This window comes from Aeromonas sp. TW 6 (genome assembly GCF_013168745.1).
GTDB classification, from domain to species: domain Bacteria; phylum Pseudomonadota; class Gammaproteobacteria; order Enterobacterales; family Aeromonadaceae; genus Aeromonas; species Aeromonas caviae.
Genome location: NZ_JABERS010000018.1, coordinates 52,441 through 74,615, shown reverse-complemented (window position 1 = coordinate 74,615; position 22,175 = coordinate 52,441). Strand labels below are relative to the sequence as shown.

The following is a 22,175-nucleotide window of genomic DNA, read 5'->3' as shown; positions in this document are numbered from 1 at the left end:
CACCCTTTCCCCAGCTCTCTGACGTTCCCACTTTGCATTGCAGTACCCACTGGTCGGCGCTTAATAATCATGCGCTCATAATTGTCGAAACGTTTGAAAACAGATAAAAACGCCAGTAGTATCGTTTTAGAGATTGCTCAGTTTGGAATCACCGATGAACGCGCTAGACACCACTCAGCCTGCAGCGGAACGAGACGCCATTGCTTACTTCAAGGCGATAGGCCGTGAGGCAGTAGAGCAGCAGTACGAAGCGTTGAGCAAGGTAGCAAATACCCGGTTGCGCGAGCGGGTTTCAGATTACGGCAGTGTGCCGGTCAGCTTCACCGCCTTTGACTTCCTGACGGAAGAAGAGAGGAACCTTCGTCACACCCTGCTGCTTGGCATGATGCTGTGCATCGACGAGGCCGCAGAAGCACGGCAGCGGATTGCCCAACGTATTGCCCAGCGCCGCGCCCGTCGTGCCGCCTGATTTCAATAGAGGAGACGCACTATGGCTCTGTTTACTGTCGTCGGTATGAATCGTATCACCCGCTCACATAGCATCACCGTGGTAGAGGCAGGCACCCGAGAAGGCGCATACACCCTTGTCGCCTTGATGGGCGATCAGCAGCTGGTCTTCTGTGCCGAAGGGGACTTGCGTGGCTTGCTGAAGCTCAATGATGGGCCGGTAGATAGTCAAAGTTGGATCGACTCCATACGAGAGATTGACCCAACTATTGAGGACCGGCTTCGTCTTCGTCTTTACGCGATGGGCTACCTGATCCCAACTGTGGATGGCTGGTACACCTGGGTAGATGAAGACAGCATTCAGGGCTCGCTGGTGTTTCCGACCCTCTATCGCGCCATCCGTCATTGTGTTGACCGGTTAGGCGTCATCCTGCCATCTCAATGGCGCTCTCTTGATATTGACCCTGACCCGGAGCAGATGGCCCTCCTGACCGCACACATGGACAAGCTCGGCCTTTCCTTCATTGCGGTAAATGGCTGGTACACATGGAGCAAAGGAGATTCGCTGGAGATTCGTCTTGGATTCCCTACCGAAATACAAGCTATGCGCCACTGCATTCAGAACCAACACATCAATTTGCTGGATTCGGAGGACGACGTCGTGCGCCCAATCCAGCTGCGTGTCCTGCGCGGAACGTGAGTATCGCCACCCCTTACCGAACCTGAATCCATTACCAAGGAGTTACCATGACCAAGCTCTTCACCGTCGTCTCTATCGAAAGCGAATTTGGCCGTCAAATCTACACCGACCTCGTACATGCTGAATCGAAACATGACGCTTTTACCCTCGTGGCCCTCAAGCGCCACAGCGATCTCATCATTTGCGTTGAGGGTGATGTTGACCAGAGTGAAACAGCCCTGATGGCTGGCTACGATCTCGTCGCGTGTGATGACTGGCTGAATGGATCTGTTCCGCTCACCGAACCGCAAGCGATAGCCCTGATTGAGGAGTTCAAGACTCTCGGCTTCTGGTTTGTCGAAGAGGACGGAGGCTTTGGCTGGGTGGGTCAGGACGGCTCGGAAGGCGGTGAGAACTACGGCTCGTTGCTGCAAGCGATGAAAGAGTGCATCAGTGATAACGGCCTTGATCTGACCGTGGGGAACGAGACTCCCGTGCCCACCTCTGAGCCCGTGAACGAAGTTCCAGCTACCACCAGCGAGTCGGTGGTTGCAGACAAGCTCTACACGGTTATCTCAATCGACAACGACACTGGCTTTACGAATGCTGACCGGGTGGTGGCTGCCTCGACCGATGCCGCCTTCACGCTGGTAAGTATGCAGCGCCGCTCGGTAGATCTGGTGATCTGTGTCGATGGGATGCTGGTTGAAGATCAGAACTGCGCCTACGCCGGGGACGGTTCTGTAGACAGTGACACCTGGCTCGGCCTGTCCGAGCATGACCAGGCCACGCTAGATATGGTGCAGGCGCTACTGGAGAAAGAGGGCGTCATCTTGACTGAACTGGATGATGGTAAGTTTGTATGTCATCCCAGTGATGAGGAGCCCTATGAAGAAGCGGCTTACGAGAGTCGCGCCAAGGCCCTTGCGGACGGGGTATTTAACTAACCTGAACTCGGGATAAAAAACGGCGTAAAAAATGAACTCAATGCCCGTTCCAAGATCTGATCCTGCAGTGACAAAGACACTGACCACAAAGGAACGGGCATGGACAAGTTATTGGAACTCTTCTGTGATGTTGATGATTTTTGTGCCGTATTTATGCCTCAATGGCACCAGCAATTGTTGGTTAGCGGTCAGCGTCAACGCCAGCGTACCGGGCGCATGAGCGCGAGTGAGATAATGTGCATCATCATTGCTTTCCACATGTCACACCACCGGGATTTCAAAAACTTCTACAACGGTTTGCTCCGGCGCTATCACATGCAGGATTTTCCTCAATTGCTCAGTTACACCCGGTTCCTCGAGATGATGCCATCCGTATTGGTCCCGCTCTGTGCCTATTTCACCCAGCTGAAGGCAACCCCAACCGGGATAGAATTTGTTGATTCGACCAGCATCAAGGTCTGTCATAACCTGCGGATTCCCCGGCACAAGGTATTCGATGGTGTCGCAAAGCGAGGCAAGGGAACAATGGGCTGGTTTTATGGATTCAAATTACACCTCATTGTGAATCACATGGGCGGACTGGTTGCCGCCAAGCTGACACCAGCAAATGTCGATGACCGGGCACCGGTCAGGGAATTAGCAGCCTGTTTACCGGACCGGTTATACGGCGATAAAGGATATATCAGTCAAGCGTTATCAGATGAGCTGGCAGCCAAGGGAGTGACATTGATAACGGGGCACCGTAAGAATATGAAACCAAAGGTCCATTCGCTTTTTGACAGGGCAATGCTATCCAAAAGGTTCATCATTGAAACAATCAATGACCAGCTGAAAAACATCTCGCAGATAGAGCATTCACGGCACAGGAGTATGCATGGATTTATGTTGAATCTGCTTGGAGGGCTGATCGCGTACTGCCACAAAGACAACAAGCCAGCCTTGAATCTTACATCCGAAGAGCAAGCCGTGATAATGCTGGCTTAAACCGATCTCAGGTTAACTACGACATCGTTCTGCTCGAAGTTTGATGCTGTCAGCCGTCGCCCACCAGCCCCGCACAGAGCGGGGTTTTTCATTTGCACGGTAGGGTGTTGCAGCTGATGAGCTCTTCAAATCTGGCAGTCCTTCACGGAAAGCGCGATTTGGCTCTAGGAAAGGTACGGTCAGGACAAGGTGGTGCCGTAAGCATTAGCTAAAATAACACTGTTATTTTGCTTCGGCGTCAGCTGCTGGGGCTTAACTTCCCCCACGGACTGGTCGGCACTTTTAGGAAATTAACACTGTTAATTTTGGATGGCCCAAGGCTTAGCCATGTCACGCAGGCATTTTACAAATTAACACTGTTAATTTTGGATGGCCAAAGGCTAGGCCAGACCAATGCCTTCTAAAAAAATCCGTCGAAGACAACCAGGAACCAGCGCGTCGATCTGATTTTGCCAGCAGGGTAGGGGGTTGAAACGGGTGGTATGGGCCGGGTGCCCGGCCCGAGAAGGTCACTAGGCTAGAGCTGCTTCTTCGTAGTCAAAGCGCACAATGACTGGCTCTCCCCATATGAGTGCGAAGGTGTCAGCCAGCTTGGCCCTGAAACCCTCGACTAAATCAGAGCGCTCCTCTTCGTCAACAACGCACAGATCCAGCAGGTAATCGCCCTGTGCGGTGAGCACCGCATTTTCGCTCCCAAGACCCACAGAGGGATCCCCTTTGGTGGATAGGAACACCTCTTTAATTATGTGACCTTTCATCTGCGGCTCTCTATCTCTTGTGTCGGTGAATGATGTGAACAACGCACCGGTGCGAAGTGCCTATGCGGTACCTTGGGTGCAAATGTTGCCAGTCATTTTGGCCTCAATTTCTATGTCGCTGCCGATGTCCTTGCCGGACTCTATGATCTGACTCAAACCCAGTAGCGACGCGGCTTGCAGGGATATTTATATCATAAAAAACAGTTCTCTTTTAAGTCGTAATCGGCTACATTTGAACCAGGTCAGCACCCCGCTGACGTCTGACCCAAGCAGCCACCCAAGCCGGGATGGAGCAGGGAACGAGGAGAGAGTTATGAGCCAGATCGCTATCCATTTACGTGACGATTCTTACGCACCTGTATTTTTCCAATACCCGCAGCAAACCAGCCCTCAACCCGCATTTTTAGAGTTTGACCCATCAAGTCCTGAGCTCTTTCTGAAAGCCGACTATAGCGGTGAGATTGGCCCCGCACTGCCTGCTGATGTGGCTTTAGGAAAGTTGGTGCGCTTCTACATTCATTCCTTCGCCAGCCGGGACAGTCTTCTTTCACTGGCAGACGATGAGGACTTGGCCGCGATGCTGACCAATGTTCGCGACCACTACCGGATTGTGTGGAACGGAAACAACTATGTGGGGCAGTGCGATCTGGATGAAGACTGGCAACAGGGCATCATTGACTACTTGGAGCACAGGCTTATCGCAGAAGAGGTGTGGCTGGCATCTGACTGGCTTGTTGGCGAAAACGTGATTGAGGGGGTGGTTGAGCACGGTAGCTTCGCAAAATATGCCGCCGCTGAACTGGAGAGGGCACAAACGGTAATCCTTGGCGACATGGAAGAGGCCGTGGTGAGAGCGGTTGAGATAGAAGTAGAGCATTACATTCGCCGTATGAGTATGCCCTCTGCAGCCATCAAGACAGCCGCAACACTCTTGGTCGAGTACAACAGTAGCCTCTATGCCAGTGTGCTTGAGGATTACAACCGCCAGTTCGAGCAGGACGTTAGCTCGTAAATCAGAAGGAACGAAGACATGGGTATCAAAAAGAGCATTCAACTATCAGAACAGGCCGTTGCCTACGTGCAGGCCCGCCAGATGAGTAGCGCTGACGAATCTTCGGAGTTTCCGAGCTTAAGCTGGAGCAGTGCCCTCAATGGGGCCACCGCCGATCTCTCGCGGCTGCTCGGCCAATTGGTGCCGGATCTTGATGACACCACCTGGGTTGAGCTGTTCAACGCCTATGCGGGACATTATTTTGGGGGGCCTACCATTGCCCCGTTCCGCTTAGCGTCGGACGTGATGGATCTGTACGGGGTCATCAGCATTGACGAGCTGGAGCCGGAGATTGCAGCAGCTGTGCGCCAGCTGCACGCCCTGAGCCAGCCCCAGCAGTATGCCGCTTATGAAATGGCGCGGGTGTTTTGGGCCCAGTCCCAGAGCCTGACAGGGTCGTTGTCAGAAAACCTAGCCGCCGTCCGCGCAAAGCTGTAGAGCGATAGGCTGTCCTCACCGGAGGGCGGCCTTTTTCTTTCCTCGCTTTTTTCTCCCCTCCGTTTTCCCCAGTTCTTCAAGACATCTGGATTGCTCACCGGGGCAGGTACCCGTATCGCACGCCCGCTTCCATCTCCATCAACTCCTTGTCCGTCGGCCACATCGAGATCGGTATCGACCCCGCTCATCTCCTCATCGAGGTGATCACCCCGGTAGAAAGTTCGCTGCCTGGTACCGGGGGAGGGGGGGAGTCAATGTGGTGGGCGGACTCGCACATTTGCCTGTCCAGGTAACGCCCTGCCGCCCGACGGGGCATCGACCAGGTCAAGGCTGCAGCACGTTGTCCTTGCAGGACGCGCAGAGCGTTTTTCAGGGATTACCGGGCTCCCAACCGGCGTAGCACCGGGGTGGGGGCCCGGAGCTCGCCAGGCCACCGGGTGTGAGAAAAATGTGGATGTCCGGCAGAGACATCAGGTCTCGAGTGCGGACTTTCAGCTCCCAGGTCAGTGTGCTGGCCACATCCTGTACCAACCCGGTTGAGGAATTTGGTCTGCGTCGCAAAACACGCAAGAGGGCGCGTCTTCGCATTGCATGACGGCGCTTGATCCGGGTAAACAGGAGACGCCTATAACAACAGCGACCAGCTAAGGATCGCGCAATGACTATGTTCATCACTTACCCTCACCGCGTCCCCGCCACTAATGCACCGCTCTACTGGTGCTCCTCTGATGAGGCATCCCATCATTTTACCTATCTGCAATTTTGCCCCAACCCGAGCGCGGGCGAGATAGAGATAGACGCTTCCTACGCGATGGATGAAGGTTTCTCGGTCGCAGCCTTTAACGAGATGTACCACGGATCGCAGTTGTGCTTTCCCATCATTCCCAACGCCACCCTGTCCAGCATCAAGGCGCTGGCCCATGACTCCAAGCTGGAGGCCATGCTTCAACGCATTGCTGATGCTTACACAGACGAGAAGCGCGGTAGTGAATGGTGGGGAACATACCCCGGCCTGCCGGAGGGGTTTGAGAACGAGGTCATCGACCATCTGGCAACGGTGCTATCGAAAGATGCTTTTAAAATGGTCCCGGCCCATGAGTACGTGGAAGGGGGCAACCTGGAACTCTTCATTCTGACAGATCTGGGGTCCATTTCTGCCTATTCGGAGCAGCTGGTTGAGCTGGCCGAGCACGAAAAAGTGATCTTGGTTGGCGATGTGGAGGAAGCGGTCTGCTCGTGGTGTGCAAAGGAAGTTGAGCGTGAGATAGCGGTATTTGCTGACCCTGATGAGACGTTAGACATGCTGGTATTCATCATGCGCCGCCATGACATGAAGAAGTATGGGTACCTGCGCGAGCTCTACAACGAAAAATACCCGGATCACGCCGTCACACTGGCCTAATCGCACACATCCAATTCCGCAATCCTCTCTCAAGCACCAGTACGAAGCGATCACGGCTGGAACCACCATGGAGCACCGCATGGCGCTGAAGTCCGCGAACGAACTTGAGCTTGGCTTCTTCATCGCCACCTTGCTGGAGTTTGCCCGCGACCCACGCATGGGCGGCCATCAGGCACACAACTGTGGCTTGGTATCGGGTTCATGGGATGTGAAAACCTGGCCTGCCAAGGCACTTGCGCCGATCACCATAGGGCGCATCGAATTTGACAGCAACGGTTTCCGCCTGCAGGGTGCCGACCTTAAGCAGGCATACCAGAGCTGGTGCGATGATGCGACCAGCTACTTTGCCAAGGCCATTGCCAAGACCACTGTCGCTGCGTAATTTGAGCCGGTTCATCTCCACCTTTCGAGGTGGTAAACGACCATTTTGGTAAGACTAGCCAACGCTCTCTATTGAGGCATCTCCCTCTCGCTGAGGGTCCATAGTAAAAGCCCGGTCTCATCAGGCCGGGCACTTTTCCCGCTCTAAAGCTCTCTTATACCAAGCTACCACCGCGCTTACCGGATAGGGGGGCCTTCGCCCGAGAGACCCTTGCCGCCGGGGTGGTGGTTTACCTGGTGAACCGGTGAAGGCAGATCTGCCCGTCCACCATGGACAACGGATGCTAAAACCGATGTCTCCCACCGGTGACTCGACCAGGCCATGCCCGCAGCTCCCCTGGTACCGCCGCTGTAAGGGTCGGTAAAGTCCTGCGCCCACATTATCAGCCCGGCAGGCATCGCTCACGTCCGACCCGCAGACCTGCGTCGCACCAGGGTAAATTTGGTAAATGGTGCACCGGGTTTCCACGCAGGACATTTTGCCTGCCAAATCGCCGTGAATCCGCGTCGCGACTGGCTTCGCACCGGGGTGGGAACCCGGAGCTCCGGGGTAAATCGGGCAAGTGGTGCACCGAAAAAGTCCTGCACGGATATTGATGAGGTAAAGCGGACATCAGCCGCCAGGTCAGCGTGCTGGCCACGACAGAACGCACGTCCGTCGGACATCCCGGTGCCGCGCTCAAGGTGGCCCCCGGACATTGAGGGTGGGTCTATTCAGGTCCAACCTGGTTCAGATCATCTCCAGTACCAGTCATCTTGGTAATATGTCGTTAATTTCATCAGCACATTGGCCGCCTTGCGGCTAATCAGGAGCTATATGGACGACTTAGACAATACCGTTACCCACGGGCACCTTCGGGCGGCAGGGTGGGACACCAACCAGTGTTGCGATCACACCAAGCATTTCAAGACTCACTTCGTGTACGTGGTGGACTATCGGACATCAAACATGAGGATCGTGTCTCTCACCGACCAGCAACTAGAGGAGACCCGCGCCCCTGATTTGCTACCTATCTCGATGCCGAGCGCCTACATCGCCAACATGATGCTAGAGGCGAACAAGGCTGATGCAGACCTCGCCCAAGCTGAGATGTTACCCGTGGCTGTCACTCATTACGTGCGGCTATCGAAAGTCTGTCAGGATTGGGTACAGCAGGCCGAGCCAGGCGACCGTTTGCACCTCTTGCTCAATATCTATGCGGAGCATGGTGACAGCAAAGGCCGGTTACGACCTGCAATCTGTCAGCCCCAAACCGCAATGCTGAGCGTGGACGATGTCACTGAGATCAGTGCTGCCATCTATCGGATGGATAGACAGCATAAGCCGGAATGGTTTCCCCGAGCGCATTGAGCCAAACCGCGATCGGTCCCTGGGAGACTCCTGGGAGCGTTGATGAAAAAGTCCGTGCCGGACAGTGCGCTCTCGAGCGCTGACTTCAGCCGCCAGGTCAGCGAGATTGCACCGGGTGTGCGCAGTCCCGTCGTCTGCCCTGGGGGTTACGACGGGGCAGGTTGCCGTGGTCCGCGGACATTGAGCGGCCCGTTTCCCTGTCAGGCCCGGCCGACGACCCGCGTCGCACCGGGGTCAATGCCAGGAGCTCGGTTGTCAACCTGGTCGGTGCAGCACCTGCTTGTACTCGAAGGACGTTGAGAACGCCCTTTCCTGGTATTACCCGGTTCCCGATCGGCGTCGCGCCAGGGAGCCGCGCGGGAGCTCCACACGCCACCGGCTCGTAAGTACCGCTGTCGTCCATGACGGACAATGCGACGGCTGGGCTTGAACTGGCGACGCAGTTATTTCCAACAATGATGAATATTTAACACGGTGTCGAATACTTGTGTCGGCGTGAAAGATTCATGTGATGGCGTTTAAATTAGGTGTTATAAATGAGCGCAAAGCCCATGAGCCGTAGGGACGTCGCGCATATTCATGGAGTTACATCGACCGTTCACCCGCGTAGGGTGTGCATTACTGGTCTTCGTGCTGCCACAATTAGCAGGCGTGTGGCTGGCGAAAGATTCCTATCAGGATGAGTTGCACCGGCGCATTGAACGGGCCGCCTCGGAGTCGGTCGCCATCCTCGACGATCTGATCCTGACAGCCGAGCACAACAACCTCACCTTACTCCCTCTCTTGCTCCGTCCTTGCAGTGATGCTTCAACTGCGATGCGTCTGATTGCCGGGAAAGAGCCCTTTGTCCGCTCAATCAATCTGCTGCGCGATGAGGTCATCTACTGCTCGTCCCTCTACGGTAACACCGCCATCCGTGATAACAGCATCACCTACGTCGATAACCGGCTGGCGCTGGTCGATGGGCGCTCAGATAATCAGATGTTGCAGTCGATGCTGTTGATCCGCTCTGACATGGAGAATGAGGCCGTGGTCACCAGCCTGAACGGCACGGCGCTGCGCTTCATTCTGGGTCTGCTCGATAAGGAAGTCAGCACCTGGTTGCAGATTGGCGACCAGTGGCTCGACAGTCAGGGGCGAGTGTTAGTCACTTCCCCCTTTAACCACCAGATGGCACCCATCACCATCAACTCCAAGCTCTACCCGCTGAAGCTGCACGCCGCCATCATTGGGCCGGTGTCCTGGGGCGACATCTGGCAGTACCGAAAAATTCTGTTCGAGGCGCTGATGCTCCTGTCACTGGTATTGTCCGTGACGGTCCACCAGCTGCTCGGTCAGCCACGTTCCCAACGCAAAAAGCTGCTCCGTGCGCTGCGCAAGAAGGAGATCATCCCCTACCTCCAACCCATCATGTCGTCGGATGGTACTCAGTTGGCCGGGGTGGAACTGTTGGCCCGCTGGCAACAGCCCGGAGGGGTGATGATCCCCCCTGACCAGTTCATCCCGCAAATGGAAGACTACGGGATGATCCCCGCCATGACCCACATGCTGATGGAGGAGGTGGCTGTTCAGTTGGCTGGGCACCCAAACCTGCACGGTCTGCACATTGGCATCAACATCAGTGCCAGTCACTGCCAAGATAACGCGCTGCTGCGTGACTGCCGCCAATTCCTCAAAGCCTTCAAGCCCGGTGCCGTGAAGCTGGTGCTGGAACTGACCGAGCGGCAAATTTTGCTCGATGATCAGCATTCCCATGAGTTGTTTGAAGAGCTAGAAGAGATGGGGGTCGAGCTGGCCATAGATGATTTCGGCACAGGCCACAGCAGCCTTTCCTACCTGCTGGCGTTCAAGGTCCACACCTTGAAGATTGATAAGGCGTTCGTGAGCTTGATCGGCTCACCGAAGAAGGCCGCTTGTGTGGGGCTGGTAGACGGGGTGATCGACATGGCCAAGTCCATGGGGCTGTCGATTGTCGCAGAAGGGGTGGAGACCCAAGAGCAGGCCAGTTACCTGCGGGATCGCGGAGTGCAGATGCTGCAAGGGTACCTCTACAGTCGCCCCCTGCCGGTAGCCACCTTCTGCCAGGACTATTTGATAGAGTCCGGCAGGGAAATTGAGGAGCTTCAGGAGCTGGTGGAAGCCACTGCGTGAGGGACGACCCTAGAACGGAGCGTGTTCCCTTCCGGTGAGCCGGTCTTTGGGTGAGGGGGCTCAACCCTCACCGGTTGGTCGGGGTGATGTTCCAGCCGCTCGCCAGATACGCCTGATGGTTGCCGAATTTTCTCAGTGCGATCCGCGACCCGTCAGGGAAGGTGACGGTGCCGAGTTCATCATCACGCTTGTACTGCCCCTTTGCCTCGATTTGACTCTGCGTCGCGTTCGCCGCCAGCAGCTGGTACGCCGTGGTGTGCTCTCCGTAAGCCATCTTGCTACCTCTCAACTTGCTAATGATGCGGGTACCCAACCCAGCCTCACACCTCACCGTCCAGCTCCACGGCCCGGATCTCAAATCGCCATTGGTCATCAACGCTGAATCGGTTGATGTAGGCGCGGGCTAGCTCAGGGGTGGAGAAGATCGCTTCATAAATCCCTGCTGCATCTCGGTCTTCACGCTCGTTATTGAGCACAACATACAGTTGCATTGCTTTTCTCCTCGCTCACCGGATTGATGAGCCTTTGGCTTAACTCTGGTTATCTATCCACGCGCCGATCTTGGTAAACAGCGACAGGTCGCTCAGGTGGCGCACGTCGGCGCTCTCATAGGGCGTGAGCTGCCACTGGAACACCCCATTGTCGCGGCGGTGCCATTCCACGTCAGCGGCGCTATGGGCGCGGTCTACCCGTACCATGATGTTGCGGTTGCTCAGGATGGTGTAGCCATCGCCGTCCAGCCCTATCTGGATGGTGGGATCATCCCAGCGCAGCCCGGTGTGGACGACGGGGTAATCGACATCGCCCTGCTGTCCACCAAGGACGGGCACCGGCAGCGCGACGACGCGCAGATCTCGCCAGCCCTTAACCCGCTCAAGGCGCTGCACAACCGCAACAGCGTCATCGGCAGTGGGATACTCGCCCTTTGGCAAGAACTGCCAATGAGCATCAAAGCGTTGCTGGATGTGATACCAGACGGCCTCAGACACCGCCTGTGGAGCTGTCGAGGTGGAATGCTGCATGATGACCTCCGAAGGTTGGGCAGGGCGCTCAGACGCGCCCAGTAGCTTAGGCGAGGGCTGCTGTCTGTTGCGCCAGCTCGCGCAGTTCACAAGCCACCGCCTCGTCATAGGGAATGCGCCAGCCAATGGCCCCAGCCCCGCCAGTGGTGACGTTGTTGCGGCTCCAGTTATCCCCGTCCCGGCCATTATTCATGACGAACCAAATTTCGTCCCTGGACAAGACAAACCAGTGGCCTCCGCCGTTGACGTTCTGGGTATCGAACAGGCGCTCGCCCTCGGGCTGGTGCCAGCCGTCCGGGTGCTCCCCTTCATGCTTGATCCGCTCTATCAACCCGCCCACCCTGACCTTGACGGCCATCCGTTCGGCCTTGCGCTCATCTTCACGCTGTTCGGCCAAGGTCAATTCAACGATCTCATCGTTGGTCGCGTTGCGATAATAGCAATAGGCCCCGCGTTCACCTTCGTGCCCCAGCAGGTATGAGCCCCACACAGAGGGATGATCGTCGCTGATGCGGAAGCTCTCACCCATGTCGGTGTAGACGCGCACGGCCTTGCCAACCTCTATCGGAGTATCAAAGGGGGGCAGGGCGTTGAGCGGGAACAGGCACCGGTTGCGACGGCGCTCATCGAGCGCTTGGCAGGCTGCGGCGCTTGCGGCCTCCCGTTCCAACTTGCGGGCAGTCTTGCGCTCATTGGCCGCTTGCGCATTGGCCCAGCCCTTGGCTTCCATCGCCTTCACCCGCTCGCAGAGCTCGGGATACGGCTGACAGAAGAAGATGGCCTTGCTCATGGCATTGGTGGTGTAGCTGCCTTCCCTCACATCGTCCTCGGCGTACTTCAGCCAGCGGATCGCCTCATTTTTCTTCTTCGCAGCGAGATACATCTTCTTGCCATCCCGCTCGCTTTCGATGGCTACAGCCTCAAATGTCAGGGTCGTCCCGAAGCGGGTGGTCTTGGAGAGGTCTTTGAGCTGCATCTTGGCCACGGTGTCGAGGGCCAGCCCATCGCTCACTTCATTGATGACCAGCTTCGCCTTGTGCCCGCCCAAGAGGCAGTCGAAATACCGTTTACCTCTCTTCTTCACAATGAGGGTCTTCACGATGGTCTCTGTGTGGGGAGTGGGTTGCTGCATCATCACACCTCGGCGCTGCTCAAAAATTGATTTAATACAGGTGTATTAATTCTACTCCATCCGATCTTGTAGTCAATTAATACAGGTGTAATAATTCGCCCATGAACGATACCCAGCCAAAACGCGCGCGCGGAGCGCCTTTCAAAGATCCCAGCGACAGGCGCACCGAGCGCTTGGGCGCTGTGCAGATCACCGCCCAGCAGGTGGACGATTACGATATGACCGCCGCGCTTGAGGGGAAAACCCGGTCGCAATGGGTGCGGGAAACGCTCGATGCCCAGGTCAGACGAACCCGCCTGGCACAGACTGGGGGGGTCGAATACTATGTGCCCCCGGTGTCCATGGCGGACGCTCACGGCCTGGAACCCGATGAGGTAAGTCACCGTCAGGGGTAGGGGCGAACGACTCGACGCCAACCCTGAGCGGCGTGACAACGCAGAACTCAATTGAAGATGCACCGATCACGGATATAGGTGCCCATTGCTCTAAGGAAGGTTACGCGCAGATATTAAATTGAAGGCAAGAGAATGAAACGCAAGCAAGCAATGCAGATATACGGCCACTTATATAAAAAGAATTATCCGGTCATGAAAGATGAAGTGTGCCAGTGCTGCGGTGTATCTACAGATCTGGAATGGGACCATTGCCCGGCTATTACCACGGCACAGCTGTTTGCGAGAAACGATAATATCCGCTTCATTTTGGTTTTGTTGTGCAAGGAGTGCAATCAGTCCTTGTCGGACAAACTGTTGCCTGACTTCCCATCACGCTTTTACTTCTGCAAGGAAGCGCTGCTTGAACGCTACAAGGGCGATCTGGTCAGCGAGTGCCGCGATAACATGACGAATACCCTTGAGAGCCTAAAGCTGGCTGATGCCAAGTTTACGAGGCTGCTGGACCGCATCGGCTTTGGCTTGGTCAAGATTGACCAGCTGTCAGACAAGCACCTCGCCATCCTCAATTTAGAGACTGTCTCCGGATACAAGATCATCGACCACCTCTCGGAACGCCCAGGCCACGGCTTGCTCAGTGAGTCAAACCTAGAAGAGGACAATGAGGACGAGCCACAAACTCAGGATGATGCTGACGCACAGGATGAGGCAAATCGATCCGGCATTCCATCAGGAAAAAAGAAGCCAAAGTTCGAATCCCTTGCTGCCTTTAAAGTATTTCTACGAAATGAGCTGATTTACACCAAGAATGGGTATGAGACCTTTTTGAAAGAGCAACGCGCTCTGGCGGAGCAATTACAGCTGCCCAGTGAGCCAACCCAGTATTTTAATTGTGACTGGCAGGAATTGACCTCTGACGTCGTCATCGTCTCGGAAAGCGGCAATGAATACAGTCTTGATACCATCGAGCAGTATGTCACCTCTGATATGGTCGGAGTGAAAATAATCGGAAAGCGTAATCTGGTGAAATTGCTAGACGACCTCGAAATTTATACCGGAGATGAATATCGAGATCTCTGGAATGCGCTCAGTGTTCATACAGTAGATGTCGTTGATTGCTTACCGGAGGAACCCGAAACCGCCTATCGCGATTGGGAGCTATGGTGACCTCACTGATAGGTGTAGAGGTGCATTCTCTCGATGAGGGGCACAGCGCCTATCTTGCGGTCACTGCGCGGCTTGCGCCCATTGGTCGGGTAATTGCATAGCGGCGATACATTGATCGGCTTATCGGAGCAGACCAGCAGGGGCAGGCTCGCCTTGAGCTGCTGTTTGCGCGGCTCCCTGTCAGACCAGAGCAGGTTGATCATGGGGTGGGTCTTGACCGGCCGCCGGATGCGGAGCTCCACATCTGCCGGTACTCGGCGGACATCGTTCACCTCCCTGTCGATCAAGCTGTTCCACTCTTCCTTGGTCGATAGCCCCGGACAGTAGCCCCGGCTGACCTCCAGCATGGCTAACACCTGCTCGCGGGTGACGCGCTTGATACTCTGCTTGTCTGCCCAGGTGAAGCCCATCGAAAAGAGCTCGCCTTCGAGCATTGAGATCTGCCGGTAGACCTGCAAGGTGATGGTGCCGGGCAGGGCGAGGTGAACCAGCTCGAATTTCTGATCCCGGCTGCCCGCCTGCTGCACCAGCTCCTTGAACGCCAGCTTGTGATCGTTGATGGCCATGACCAGTGGGCGCATGGAATCCGCGCAGGACGACGGGAACCGCAGCAGGCCGGGCAGGCGCATGGTCGCCTTGGTGGAGCAACCGGGTCGCATGGTGTGGTCGCGGTAAGCCGCCAGCGTGGCTTCCAGTGCATCGCTCCCCGAGAGATACCCGACTTCGATGTGCTCGATGGGGTCGTGCTCCTCACCTTGTGCCACGGGCGGCAAGGGGAAGACGTGGGCCTCCTGCAATGGCATCTGGCTCAGCATTTCGCCCAGCTCAGTCAGGGTGGCTTCCAGCTGGTGCATCCGGTCTCGCAGGGCGGCTATCGGAGTAAAGGTGTCCATCGGTCGGGGTGTCCTGTCAGTCCGTCAAGTACCCACAGGTTATCACAGGAGGGGGAAAAGAGCTGTATAGGCGTACAGGTATATTCGGCTTAAGCGGGGCTGGCGTCCGTTATGGACAATGGGCTGTCACTTAACACGAGGAGCCGATGTTGAATTAAGAAGCTCGATCACCTCGTTGCCTGCCAGATACAAACAGGGGCCTCTGGCCCCCTTTATCAATCGAAATCGTATTCATCCCCCTCTTGGAACTCGTTTTCCTCATCCAGGCTACTGGGGTCGATCCTGGTTAGGGTATTGGAGATCACCTCTACGGTGACACCAGGCGTGGGACTATAGAAATCTTGCTTATATTCGTTACCATCGCCATCAAGCACGACTTCCGCATTGATTTTTATACCACTTTCAGTCTCGACTTCGTCCTCGTTCTTGAAGACCGATTGGAATTTACTACTATGCACCTTTGCCAAGTTTGAGCCATCAATGAACAAAGTTTCAGTGCCGTTTACGAGCAGTTCCACATCTCCTTCGAACTCATTCATGTCTTTCATGTCGTGCTCCTCAAATGCCTGATGAACCAGCTATGGCTGTTGGCGGTTGGTATATTTAACCGGATTATTGAGCTTGAAGGGAATTGCATTTCTTGATGCACATCAAGTTCGAGTTTGGCCGTTGGGTCTCCTCCAGGTGACCACCGACAGGGCGAGGTTATCACCTTGATTGTCCTTGCCGGATCTCAGACGCCCTGATGGTGCCACTCATGGATTTCGCGTACCCGCCGAGCTTCTTGCAGGTGATGACGCCTACGGCCGGGAACTGGCCGTCCGTGAAAGACAACGGCAAGTTAATTGCCCTGGGGGGTTAGCTGCCTCGCTCTCGCTCTGATGGCCGGTGATCTCGTACTGGCTGCCCCGCACCTTGACCACGACGTAGCCTCGGCGTTGAAGGGCACCCACTACCCCCGCGCTGTAGCCGGTGTATCGTCCGACAGAGAAGCGGCAGGGCAGGGAAAATCTTTGACAATTTGCGAAGTCAGCCATCAACCGCTCGGTGATGAGGGAGGTACGGCTTGGCTTGCGAGCGGGCTTCGGTGCAGTAGTGGGCATAACGGATCTCCAGTCGTTACGAGGTAACCCGCCATCGGGTCACCTTCCTATCCACGGTGAGCGTCTTGAGTGGGTGGGTCACAGGAACCGGCGCAGGGCGTTAACTTGGCGCAGGTGCTTGGGTCGCTCGAATGACCAGATGACCCGCTCGGCGGCCTCTTCCAGAATCGCGGTGGTGACGGCGCGGGGCAGGGACAGATGCACTCCGTCCCAATCGTTGAACTTGAGCTGGCCGTTGCGATCCATCTTGTGCAGGTATTCATCCAGCCGCGCATTTACCTCCAACTCGACGAACTCACGGACGTGCTGGCGCAGACACTCAATCGCTTCGTTGTGTTCCATATCTCTTCTCCAACAGGTTCAATGAGCCGGGCTTACCACTCGGTGAGATCTACCATGGCCACGTCGCTGTCCAGCACAGACAAGGCAACCGGCAGCGTAAACATCAGGTTCTGGTGGTCGTTGATCTTGGGCAGGGCGCTGAAGTGGAAGTCCTTACGTGATACGTGGATTTTCTCTTGATCCACTTTCTCGGCCTCCGCAATGACCGCCTTCACGCAGTCATCCGGGGGGACATCTTCGTAGGCCAGGTCGGCATAGGACACCCCGCTCCAGTCGCCGTGATAGATCCACTTCGTCACTGACTCAAGATCTTCAGTCTTTGCCACGGCTGCCAGATGCTTGATTCGGGCGATCTCACCCGCTGTAAGGGTAATGACGAGGGTTTCTATCCCACTCTCTGGTGTGTCGCTCAGATGGCACACGTTCATCACGAGCGTCAGGCCCTCTTCTGGCGACGTTCTGGGAGTTGCCCAGCAATAATGACCGTTCTCGTCCAGCATCATGGCGGGCTTGACGGGCAGGGTAGGCTTGTCGTGGTTTTGCATCATGTCCCCTTACGTTATCGGTGCGGGCTTGTCGGAAGATTGGCCGGGTCTACTGGATGGCGCTCAACTGGCCGCGTTCGTTGCGTTAAGGCGGCTGATCACGAAGGCTCGTGCTCGCACATGCCAGAGCGCGATGATTTCGCAGTCAACGGCAGCCTTCTGCTCAGCGCTGATGATGCCCTCGCTCTCAAGCGTATTTAACGTGCTGCACAGGGCCGACATGTGTATCCAGCCAGCTCGCTCCTTGGTCGTTGTGAGCATGTGGTCGAGGGTTTCTTCCAGAGCGGTCAGGGTGTTCGCCTTGACCGGCAGGGTACCCAGCAGGGCCACCAGTTCTTTGTGTTCCATCGTATCCCCTTAAGAAATCAGCTCACCGAGGAGGGCAGCTCGTCGTCAGGCATGACCGGCAACGGCGGCAGCGTCGTCAGAAACTGCTCCAGTGCCACGCGCAGCAGGTCGGAGAAGGTGCAATCCAAAGCCTTGGCATGAGCCAGGGCGCGGGCCTTGAGCTCAGGATCCAGCCGCAGGGCGATGACAGGGGTAGCCATGGTCGGTGTCCTCGGTGGAAGTTAGGCAGTTGGCTGTTGGGGCTTGGTCAGGGCGTCGAGCTGGGAGTTCAACCGCCAGATCTCCTGCTCCATGTGGAAGATCTTCTCGTCCTTTTCGATCATGGCGACGGCGGCATTAAGGGTTTCATCAGTGACATAGCTGAGCTCGGAAAAACCCCGCAAGCTGTAACCGATCAGCTCCGCGAACTGCTCGCGATCTGATTGGGTGAAATCCAGACAAGCGAGTGCGTTCATGTCGATACCCCCGTTATCGAGGAGGTGTACGACGATGGCGTTTTCCTTGAAGCGGGCAAGGCCGCTCTGGTCGATATACAGGGGCTGGATCGGGTGTTTCAGGGTCAGGCTGGCGTCGGTTTGGTGGCTCATGGTCGGCTCCGTTGGGTTCAGTGTGGTTGCAGGACTTTTACGGCCGGGCTTAGTAGCCCAGCGTCACCAGGTATTTGCCCATCACTTGCGCCTCCTCGTCGGTGACAGGGCGCAGCTCGGGCAGGGCCACGGCGCACCCGTCAGCGCCCATGTAAACCCCTTCCTGCTCGCAGAACTCGGCTTCACCGCGCCAGTCGCTGGCGATGGTGTCGGCCAATTCATTCAGATCGGCGTCTTTGTCGCAGCACACCAGAATGCTGGTGGTGTACTCGCACTCGCCGTTGAGCTCGGTAATGGCTGCAAAGAGATGCTGTTTCATGGGTGCTTCCTCGTCTGTGATGGGTTGGCTTGTTGTCCGGCTTGCACACCGGCCAGCGTGATCAGTTCACGCGGTTGATGGTGTGGCCTCGGGGGGCGTGCATTTCCAACACCCCGCCGCAGTAGTTGAAGGAGAACGTCCGATACGTGCGCTGCTCGGTGATCTTGTTTACCTCCACCGTTTGCGCCCGACTCCCAAACCAGAGCTCAATCTGATGGCCTTGCTTGACCTGCTCGATGGCGATTCTCATCTCTCTGATCTCCTCAATGCGGTGCGTGGTGGAGCGGGGCGCTACCTAGCGGCGACCGCCGATCTTTTTGCGCTTGAACCACTCGGGGTGACGTAGCTCGTCCTGCTTGCGGGCCTCGCTGGTGGCTCGCAACACTTCGCTGTTGTGCATCACAATGTCGGGTGACCGGCAGATGAAGGGGCGCAGCAGGCCGTCGTCGCCCGTTTCGGGGTAGATGTTCACGAGAAAATGCAGGCGGTCACTGCCCTTTGCGGTCTGACACCACACGCGATAGCAACCTGTGCCCTTGGCGTAGACCTTCAGGGCAGCAACTAAGGTGGCTTCCTCCTTGGCCTCCAATGACCCTTCCTCAAACTTCAGCATCAGATGAGCAAGGCAAGCCGTTGCCATATCAAAGGTGAACTGGTGAGGCACGAACTCGTACCAATCGTCTTGCGAGACGCAGAACAATTGGGTGCGCTGGGTGCGATAGTCACGCAGATAGAACATGTGAGAGTGGAGCGGGTTGCCGTGATTGAAGCCCTCCATCTCCCAACCACCAGCGGCGAGGTGCGCCTTGCTGATGGATTCATCTACGAACTGATCGTGCTCTATGTGGGTGGTCATCTTGCGGCTCCGTTATTGGTTATCGGTGATGACGTATGACAACCACTCTTCATGCGATGGCATCTCATTGAGGATCGCCATGAAGCCGGTACAGGCGAGGTCGTTATACCCGTAAAGGTCAACCCCACCCACCTGCTCATCGAGCAGACTTTGTTGCAGATAGAGGCACAGGCTTAAGGCTTGTGGGCCATACTGGATGGCAAGGCCGGTATAGGTCTCCGCCACATCCATCAGCTCGTAGGAGAAGCGGCGAGCGCGTTCCAGACAGACGTCATTGGCGTTATTTACTTCTGTGTGTCGAGTCATCCTAATCACCTGCGATTGACCTTTAACGGTAAATCCATGGTATGTAATACACCCACGCCTGTAAACCCCCCTGAGCAAAATAAATTTACTGTTATTGGTCAATCGGCATTATGGGTAGATCGGCTCGGTTTTCCTCTTCGACTCTTCTTTATTCCTACTTCTACTGCTGCTCTCCGGAAGGGATGACGCTCGGGGCAAACCCGATTTGGGACAGGTCATAGCCGAGCCGACAGTTGCGACTGCCAGGTGCGCGTCGCGTGCTTTCTGGCTGCTGTCCACTAAGGACGATGAGCGCCTGCGACCGGTGGACGTGTTCGATGACGCGGGACTGGCCAGCTCGGGTGCGGCGAGACGGGGCAGGCGGGTGATGGATGTCCGGCCTGCTCAATGACTGCGGGCGGAGTACCGGCGGCCCGGCTCCAGCCCGGCGGCAAACCGGCGCGAGGGGGGGGGGAGTTTTCCTCGGTGGACTTTGAGTGGGAGCTGATGCGCTCCAGCCAGAACGATGGGTGTTCGAGATGCTGGTGGTGGGGCGGTGGCTACCAGGTCACCGCGCGTGCGCCGGCCTCAGGCGCTGTGGATTTCCGCCAAGGACGGTAACCCGGAAGAACCGGGTGAGCTCCGGGCGTGCGAGCTGCTGCTGGGATGGGGGGCACCTGCTTCTGTGCCGGTCTGAAGACGTGGCCGGGTGGCCTGCTGTCCTTGCAGGACGTGGATGGCAGGTTTCACCCGGTGGGTGTCGCTAGTCTCTGAGCCCGCGACTAAGCTCCAGCGCCGCCATCGCTACGGTGCGCAGGTCGGCTTTGACTTCTTCACTCAAGCCCCAGTGAGATTGCGCCAGATGCAACAGGCGCAGGGCTGCGGCCTCGTCGTGGGCTACCTTCTCCCGCTTGCTATGGTATTGCGCGTAGGGCAGCTTGCTCAGGTCGAGCCTTTCGTTGATCTCTTGATTCACGCTCTGGCCATGGGAGGCAGCTTCGCTGGTCAAATACGCTTTCATGGCTTCAGTTATGCGCAGGTTGAATTGGACGCTTTTGTGGCGTGAGCTCTGTGTTGGCGGCGACTCATGACTCGCTGGCTGACAAACCTCAACCTTGTTTGTGGCAATAGACTCAGGAGCACTGATTTGTTCGTCCTGATGCTTAGTCCACTCCAACCGGAAGGCAATCTCCTGATTGAGGCTGAATCCATTTACCGTGGCGGTTTTGTCGAGGTAATCCTTCAGGTCGGCTGGCAAGCGTAGTTTGAACTGCGTCTTTCGCCTGAGCTTATCAATCCGTTCGTTAAAGCCGATAGACTGTTGAAACCAGAGCTTTGCCATCTCGCCATAGCCCTGTTCATCCTGTTGCTGGGTAAGGCGCAGGCGCAAGATAATCTCTTTGTTCAGGCTTAAGCCCTTTTCCGCCGCTCTATGCTCTAGCAGTCCTTTTAAGGCATTCGCAATGCGCAGATTAAAGTTTTCCGCCTGCCCAGATGCACCCTCTGTTTCCAGTGCGTCATTACTCATTTGTTATCCCTGTCTCGTGTCCACCCGCTCGGTGCAATGTAACAGGCAGCAGCATTCGCGCAAGGGTCACTTTGGGGTCACTTTGAAGAGTGTTCTGCCTCGATCACAGTCCTTGCCGGACGGGCAAGCAGGAAACAGCCCGAGGAGAGGTAAGCCGACAGGGGTGGCACGCCGGAGGACTACCAGGACACCTCGGTGAATCGTGGTGCTGGTTGCCTGTGGCAAGCTGTTGTAGTCCACGGACATCGAGCAAGCGGCGGGCCGGACACGGAGAACGGGGTGTTTGGGGCGGGTGGTGAAAACGAGAAAGCCAGCTGAAACAGCTGGCCTTCAAGGTCTTTCGCATTGGCTGGTGGGAATAGGGTCTAGCCGCTGCCGGAATACCTCCCGAACGTCCCTCTGTTTAAGTCTGACAGGCTCAAGTCCCACTTCCTGTCAGTCCGATCCGGCTCGCATAGTGTCCGGCTGCGTTTGGTTCAACTAAACCATAACACAGATTTTCTGGGATTCAACAGGGGAACTCACTGGGATCGTCCGGTTCCTGAATGTGCGGCGCTGACCGGTGAGCACTGGCTAGGCAGAAGCCAATCCACATGTTATTGACGGCTTCATGGGTGTACTCGCCGTGCTGGTTGCGTTCAAGTGCGTAGTGGTGTTGTGACATTATGCACTCAAAGTCGTCCCGCAACGCTCCCTCACAACCGATAAGTTCTTGCACCTCGATCATCGCATTTCCCCTCTGTCACTGTTCTTCACCCGCTCGGGTGAGCTTAGTCGTCTTCCGGTGGTGTCAGGCGCTCAAAGGCAGCGCGTGGCACGTACTCAATCCCGTCAATTATGACCTGTGGCATGGTGCTAAATCTCCGTTGACCCGACCCACTCCTTTCCAAGGAAGGCATCTGCGATCTGGTCTACGTGGATGTCGAGGGCGCACAGGGCGTCGTGAGTCCATCCCGCAGGAGGTGGGGCGAACTGCATCAGTACGTGTGCGCCATTCCAGCTGTCTACGACCAGTAGCGGTTTATGCACCAAAGAAGGCGTCAGGATCTCACATTCGCCGGGTTTCA

29 protein-coding genes are annotated in these 22,175 nt (G+C 56.3%); 12 read left to right on the top strand and 17 right to left on the bottom strand.

What is annotated here, in order from left to right; genetic code table 11:
* Positions 1–154: 154 nt before the first annotated feature.
* From HKD46_RS10990 to HKD46_RS10975, 4 genes are all read left to right on the top strand, one after another.
* A complete protein-coding gene (locus HKD46_RS10990) occupies positions 155–469 on the top strand; it encodes a hypothetical protein (RefSeq protein WP_185219264.1) in 315 nt (104 codons plus the stop codon).
* A 21-nt stretch (positions 470–490) separates the two neighbouring features.
* Positions 491–1,147, top strand: coding sequence for a hypothetical protein (locus tag HKD46_RS10985; RefSeq protein WP_114522799.1), 657 nt, complete (start codon positions 491–493; stop codon positions 1,145–1,147).
* A gap of 47 nt (positions 1,148–1,194) precedes the next feature.
* Entirely contained in the window at positions 1,195–2,073 is an 879-nt protein-coding gene (locus tag HKD46_RS10980) for a hypothetical protein (RefSeq protein ID WP_171865434.1), read from the top strand.
* 99 nt (positions 2,074–2,172) lie between these two features.
* Positions 2,173–3,057, top strand: coding sequence for an IS982 family transposase (locus tag HKD46_RS10975; RefSeq protein ID WP_077097209.1), 885 nt, complete (start codon positions 2,173–2,175; stop codon positions 3,055–3,057).
* Positions 3,058–3,569: 512 nt separating this feature from the next.
* On the opposite strand, the gene HKD46_RS10970 is transcribed toward HKD46_RS10975, so the two are convergent.
* Positions 3,570–3,815, bottom strand: coding sequence for a hypothetical protein (locus tag HKD46_RS10970; protein WP_114522797.1), 246 nt, complete (start codon positions 3,813–3,815; stop codon positions 3,570–3,572).
* A gap of 313 nt (positions 3,816–4,128) precedes the next feature.
* Here HKD46_RS10970 and HKD46_RS10965 point away from each other — a divergent pair, with 313 nt between their 5' ends.
* From HKD46_RS10965 to HKD46_RS10940, 6 genes are all read left to right on the top strand, one after another.
* The gene (locus HKD46_RS10965; RefSeq protein ID WP_114522796.1) at positions 4,129–4,827 is read left to right on the top strand and encodes a hypothetical protein; all 699 of its coding nucleotides are present in this window, start codon (positions 4,129–4,131) and stop codon (positions 4,825–4,827) included.
* 18 nt (positions 4,828–4,845) lie between these two features.
* Positions 4,846–5,304, top strand: a complete 459-nt coding sequence (locus HKD46_RS10960; RefSeq protein WP_171865433.1) for a hypothetical protein — start codon at positions 4,846–4,848, stop codon at positions 5,302–5,304.
* Between the two features lie 658 nt (positions 5,305–5,962).
* The gene (locus HKD46_RS10955; RefSeq protein ID WP_171865432.1) at positions 5,963–6,706 is read left to right on the top strand and encodes a hypothetical protein; all 744 of its coding nucleotides are present in this window, start codon (positions 5,963–5,965) and stop codon (positions 6,704–6,706) included.
* A gap of 79 nt (positions 6,707–6,785) precedes the next feature.
* Positions 6,786–7,088 (top strand): hypothetical protein, encoded by a 303-nt coding sequence (locus HKD46_RS10950; protein WP_147273897.1) that lies wholly within the window; start codon positions 6,786–6,788, stop codon positions 7,086–7,088.
* Between the two features lie 816 nt (positions 7,089–7,904).
* Entirely contained in the window at positions 7,905–8,438 is a 534-nt protein-coding gene (locus HKD46_RS10945; RefSeq protein ID WP_171865431.1) for a hypothetical protein, read from the top strand.
* A gap of 579 nt (positions 8,439–9,017) precedes the next feature.
* Positions 9,018–10,589, top strand: coding sequence for an EAL domain-containing protein (locus tag HKD46_RS10940; RefSeq protein WP_114522791.1), 1,572 nt, complete (start codon positions 9,018–9,020; stop codon positions 10,587–10,589).
* Between the two features lie 67 nt (positions 10,590–10,656).
* On the opposite strand, the gene HKD46_RS10935 is transcribed toward HKD46_RS10940, so the two are convergent.
* From HKD46_RS10935 to HKD46_RS10920, 4 genes are read right to left on the bottom strand one after another with little or no spacing between them, the layout of a single operon-like run.
* Positions 10,657–10,863: a hypothetical protein gene (locus HKD46_RS10935; protein WP_147273896.1), complete on the bottom strand. Its 207-nt coding sequence runs from the start codon at positions 10,861–10,863 to the stop codon at positions 10,657–10,659.
* Between the two features lie 46 nt (positions 10,864–10,909).
* Positions 10,910–11,080: a hypothetical protein gene (locus HKD46_RS10930; protein WP_171865430.1), complete on the bottom strand. Its 171-nt coding sequence runs from the start codon at positions 11,078–11,080 to the stop codon at positions 10,910–10,912.
* A gap of 39 nt (positions 11,081–11,119) precedes the next feature.
* Positions 11,120–11,611, bottom strand: coding sequence for a hypothetical protein (locus HKD46_RS10925; protein WP_171865429.1), 492 nt, complete (start codon positions 11,609–11,611; stop codon positions 11,120–11,122).
* 46 nt (positions 11,612–11,657) lie between these two features.
* A complete protein-coding gene (locus HKD46_RS10920; protein WP_171865428.1) occupies positions 11,658–12,710 on the bottom strand; it encodes a hypothetical protein in 1,053 nt (350 codons plus the stop codon).
* Between the two features lie 134 nt (positions 12,711–12,844).
* On the opposite strand from HKD46_RS10920, the gene HKD46_RS10915 reads away from it, so the two are divergent.
* Together HKD46_RS10915 and HKD46_RS10910 are read left to right on the top strand one after the other, a co-directional pair.
* On the top strand, positions 12,845–13,138 hold the full coding sequence (locus HKD46_RS10915) for a hypothetical protein (protein ID WP_171865427.1): 294 nt from the start codon (positions 12,845–12,847) through the stop codon (positions 13,136–13,138).
* Positions 13,139–13,270: 132 nt separating this feature from the next.
* Positions 13,271–14,302, top strand: coding sequence for a hypothetical protein (locus HKD46_RS10910; protein ID WP_171865426.1), 1,032 nt, complete (start codon positions 13,271–13,273; stop codon positions 14,300–14,302).
* 2 nt (positions 14,303–14,304) lie between these two features.
* On the opposite strand, the gene HKD46_RS10905 is transcribed toward HKD46_RS10910, so the two are convergent.
* The 12 genes from HKD46_RS10905 to HKD46_RS10850 all read right to left on the bottom strand — a co-directional run bounded on the left by HKD46_RS10905 (position 14,305) and on the right by HKD46_RS10850 (position 21,108).
* Positions 14,305–15,195 carry a DNA replication terminus site-binding protein gene (locus tag HKD46_RS10905; protein WP_114523056.1) on the bottom strand — a complete coding sequence of 297 codons (891 nt, stop codon included), beginning with the start codon at positions 15,193–15,195 and terminating at the stop codon, positions 14,305–14,307.
* A gap of 215 nt (positions 15,196–15,410) precedes the next feature.
* The gene (locus HKD46_RS10900) at positions 15,411–15,743 is read right to left on the bottom strand and encodes a hypothetical protein (protein ID WP_114523057.1); all 333 of its coding nucleotides are present in this window, start codon (positions 15,741–15,743) and stop codon (positions 15,411–15,413) included.
* Positions 15,744–16,376: 633 nt separating this feature from the next.
* Entirely contained in the window at positions 16,377–16,640 is a 264-nt protein-coding gene (locus HKD46_RS10895) for a hypothetical protein (protein ID WP_235673824.1), read from the bottom strand.
* A gap of 32 nt (positions 16,641–16,672) precedes the next feature.
* Positions 16,673–17,185 carry a hypothetical protein gene (locus HKD46_RS10890; RefSeq protein ID WP_114523058.1) on the bottom strand — a complete coding sequence of 171 codons (513 nt, stop codon included), beginning with the start codon at positions 17,183–17,185 and terminating at the stop codon, positions 16,673–16,675.
* 63 nt (positions 17,186–17,248) lie between these two features.
* Positions 17,249–17,533 carry a hypothetical protein gene (locus HKD46_RS10885; RefSeq protein ID WP_114523059.1) on the bottom strand — a complete coding sequence of 95 codons (285 nt, stop codon included), beginning with the start codon at positions 17,531–17,533 and terminating at the stop codon, positions 17,249–17,251.
* Between the two features lie 17 nt (positions 17,534–17,550).
* The gene (locus HKD46_RS10880; protein ID WP_114523060.1) at positions 17,551–17,733 is read right to left on the bottom strand and encodes a hypothetical protein; all 183 of its coding nucleotides are present in this window, start codon (positions 17,731–17,733) and stop codon (positions 17,551–17,553) included.
* A gap of 21 nt (positions 17,734–17,754) precedes the next feature.
* Complete coding sequence (locus HKD46_RS10875) at positions 17,755–18,120, bottom strand: hypothetical protein (RefSeq protein WP_173418144.1); 366 nt, start codon at positions 18,118–18,120, stop codon at positions 17,755–17,757.
* Positions 18,121–18,169: 49 nt separating this feature from the next.
* Entirely contained in the window at positions 18,170–18,439 is a 270-nt protein-coding gene (locus tag HKD46_RS10870; protein WP_114523061.1) for a hypothetical protein, read from the bottom strand.
* A gap of 61 nt (positions 18,440–18,500) precedes the next feature.
* Positions 18,501–18,689, bottom strand: coding sequence for a hypothetical protein (locus tag HKD46_RS10865; protein WP_114523062.1), 189 nt, complete (start codon positions 18,687–18,689; stop codon positions 18,501–18,503).
* A 45-nt stretch (positions 18,690–18,734) separates the two neighbouring features.
* Positions 18,735–19,295: a hypothetical protein gene (locus tag HKD46_RS10860; RefSeq protein WP_114523063.1), complete on the bottom strand. Its 561-nt coding sequence runs from the start codon at positions 19,293–19,295 to the stop codon at positions 18,735–18,737.
* Positions 19,296–19,307: 12 nt separating this feature from the next.
* Positions 19,308–19,601 carry a hypothetical protein gene (locus HKD46_RS10855; RefSeq protein WP_114523064.1) on the bottom strand — a complete coding sequence of 98 codons (294 nt, stop codon included), beginning with the start codon at positions 19,599–19,601 and terminating at the stop codon, positions 19,308–19,310.
* 742 nt (positions 19,602–20,343) lie between these two features.
* The gene (locus tag HKD46_RS10850) at positions 20,344–21,108 is read right to left on the bottom strand and encodes an Arc family DNA-binding protein (RefSeq protein ID WP_114523065.1); all 765 of its coding nucleotides are present in this window, start codon (positions 21,106–21,108) and stop codon (positions 20,344–20,346) included.
* Between the last annotated feature and the right edge of the window lie 1,067 nt (positions 21,109–22,175).

What these genes read in the sequence shown, in the direction of transcription:
- HKD46_RS10905 (WP_114523056.1), bottom strand. Translation starts at nt 15,195, where the DNA reads ATGGACACCTTTACTCCGATAGCCGCCCTGCGAGACCGGATGCACCAG.
- HKD46_RS10960 (WP_171865433.1), top strand. Translation starts at nt 4,846, where the DNA reads ATGGGTATCAAAAAGAGCATTCAACTATCAGAACAGGCCGTTGCCTAC.
- HKD46_RS10850 (WP_114523065.1), bottom strand. Translation starts at nt 21,108, where the DNA reads ATGAGTAATGACGCACTGGAAACAGAGGGTGCATCTGGGCAGGCGGAA.
- HKD46_RS10885 (WP_114523059.1), bottom strand. Translation starts at nt 17,533, where the DNA reads ATGGAACACAAAGAACTGGTGGCCCTGCTGGGTACCCTGCCGGTCAAG.
- HKD46_RS10870 (WP_114523061.1), bottom strand. Translation starts at nt 18,439, where the DNA reads ATGAAACAGCATCTCTTTGCAGCCATTACCGAGCTCAACGGCGAGTGC.
- HKD46_RS10940 (WP_114522791.1), top strand. Translation starts at nt 9,018, where the DNA reads ATGGAGTTACATCGACCGTTCACCCGCGTAGGGTGTGCATTACTGGTC.
- HKD46_RS10900 (WP_114523057.1), bottom strand. Translation starts at nt 15,743, where the DNA reads ATGAAAGACATGAATGAGTTCGAAGGAGATGTGGAACTGCTCGTAAAC.
- HKD46_RS10925 (WP_171865429.1), bottom strand. Translation starts at nt 11,611, where the DNA reads ATGCAGCATTCCACCTCGACAGCTCCACAGGCGGTGTCTGAGGCCGTC.
- HKD46_RS10855 (WP_114523064.1), bottom strand. Translation starts at nt 19,601, where the DNA reads ATGACTCGACACACAGAAGTAAATAACGCCAATGACGTCTGTCTGGAA.
- HKD46_RS10935 (WP_147273896.1), bottom strand. Translation starts at nt 10,863, where the DNA reads ATGGCTTACGGAGAGCACACCACGGCGTACCAGCTGCTGGCGGCGAAC.
- HKD46_RS10860 (WP_114523063.1), bottom strand. Translation starts at nt 19,295, where the DNA reads ATGACCACCCACATAGAGCACGATCAGTTCGTAGATGAATCCATCAGC.
- HKD46_RS10930 (WP_171865430.1), bottom strand. Translation starts at nt 11,080, where the DNA reads ATGCAACTGTATGTTGTGCTCAATAACGAGCGTGAAGACCGAGATGCA.
- HKD46_RS10895 (WP_235673824.1), bottom strand. Translation starts at nt 16,640, where the DNA reads ATGGAACACAACGAAGCGATTGAGTGTCTGCGCCAGCACGTCCGTGAG.
- HKD46_RS10975 (WP_077097209.1), top strand. Translation starts at nt 2,173, where the DNA reads ATGGACAAGTTATTGGAACTCTTCTGTGATGTTGATGATTTTTGTGCC.
- HKD46_RS10980 (WP_171865434.1), top strand. Translation starts at nt 1,195, where the DNA reads ATGACCAAGCTCTTCACCGTCGTCTCTATCGAAAGCGAATTTGGCCGT.
- HKD46_RS10875 (WP_173418144.1), bottom strand. Translation starts at nt 18,120, where the DNA reads ATGAGCCACCAAACCGACGCCAGCCTGACCCTGAAACACCCGATCCAG.
- HKD46_RS10970 (WP_114522797.1), bottom strand. Translation starts at nt 3,815, where the DNA reads ATGAAAGGTCACATAATTAAAGAGGTGTTCCTATCCACCAAAGGGGAT.
- HKD46_RS10890 (WP_114523058.1), bottom strand. Translation starts at nt 17,185, where the DNA reads ATGCAAAACCACGACAAGCCTACCCTGCCCGTCAAGCCCGCCATGATG.
- HKD46_RS10910 (WP_171865426.1), top strand. Translation starts at nt 13,271, where the DNA reads ATGAAACGCAAGCAAGCAATGCAGATATACGGCCACTTATATAAAAAG.
- HKD46_RS10865 (WP_114523062.1), bottom strand. Translation starts at nt 18,689, where the DNA reads ATGAGAATCGCCATCGAGCAGGTCAAGCAAGGCCATCAGATTGAGCTC.
- HKD46_RS10990 (WP_185219264.1), top strand. Translation starts at nt 155, where the DNA reads ATGAACGCGCTAGACACCACTCAGCCTGCAGCGGAACGAGACGCCATT.
- HKD46_RS10945 (WP_171865431.1), top strand. Translation starts at nt 7,905, where the DNA reads ATGGACGACTTAGACAATACCGTTACCCACGGGCACCTTCGGGCGGCA.
- HKD46_RS10950 (WP_147273897.1), top strand. Translation starts at nt 6,786, where the DNA reads ATGGCGCTGAAGTCCGCGAACGAACTTGAGCTTGGCTTCTTCATCGCC.
- HKD46_RS10880 (WP_114523060.1), bottom strand. Translation starts at nt 17,733, where the DNA reads ATGGCTACCCCTGTCATCGCCCTGCGGCTGGATCCTGAGCTCAAGGCC.
- HKD46_RS10915 (WP_171865427.1), top strand. Translation starts at nt 12,845, where the DNA reads ATGAACGATACCCAGCCAAAACGCGCGCGCGGAGCGCCTTTCAAAGAT.
- HKD46_RS10965 (WP_114522796.1), top strand. Translation starts at nt 4,129, where the DNA reads ATGAGCCAGATCGCTATCCATTTACGTGACGATTCTTACGCACCTGTA.
- HKD46_RS10985 (WP_114522799.1), top strand. Translation starts at nt 491, where the DNA reads ATGGCTCTGTTTACTGTCGTCGGTATGAATCGTATCACCCGCTCACAT.
- HKD46_RS10955 (WP_171865432.1), top strand. Translation starts at nt 5,963, where the DNA reads ATGACTATGTTCATCACTTACCCTCACCGCGTCCCCGCCACTAATGCA.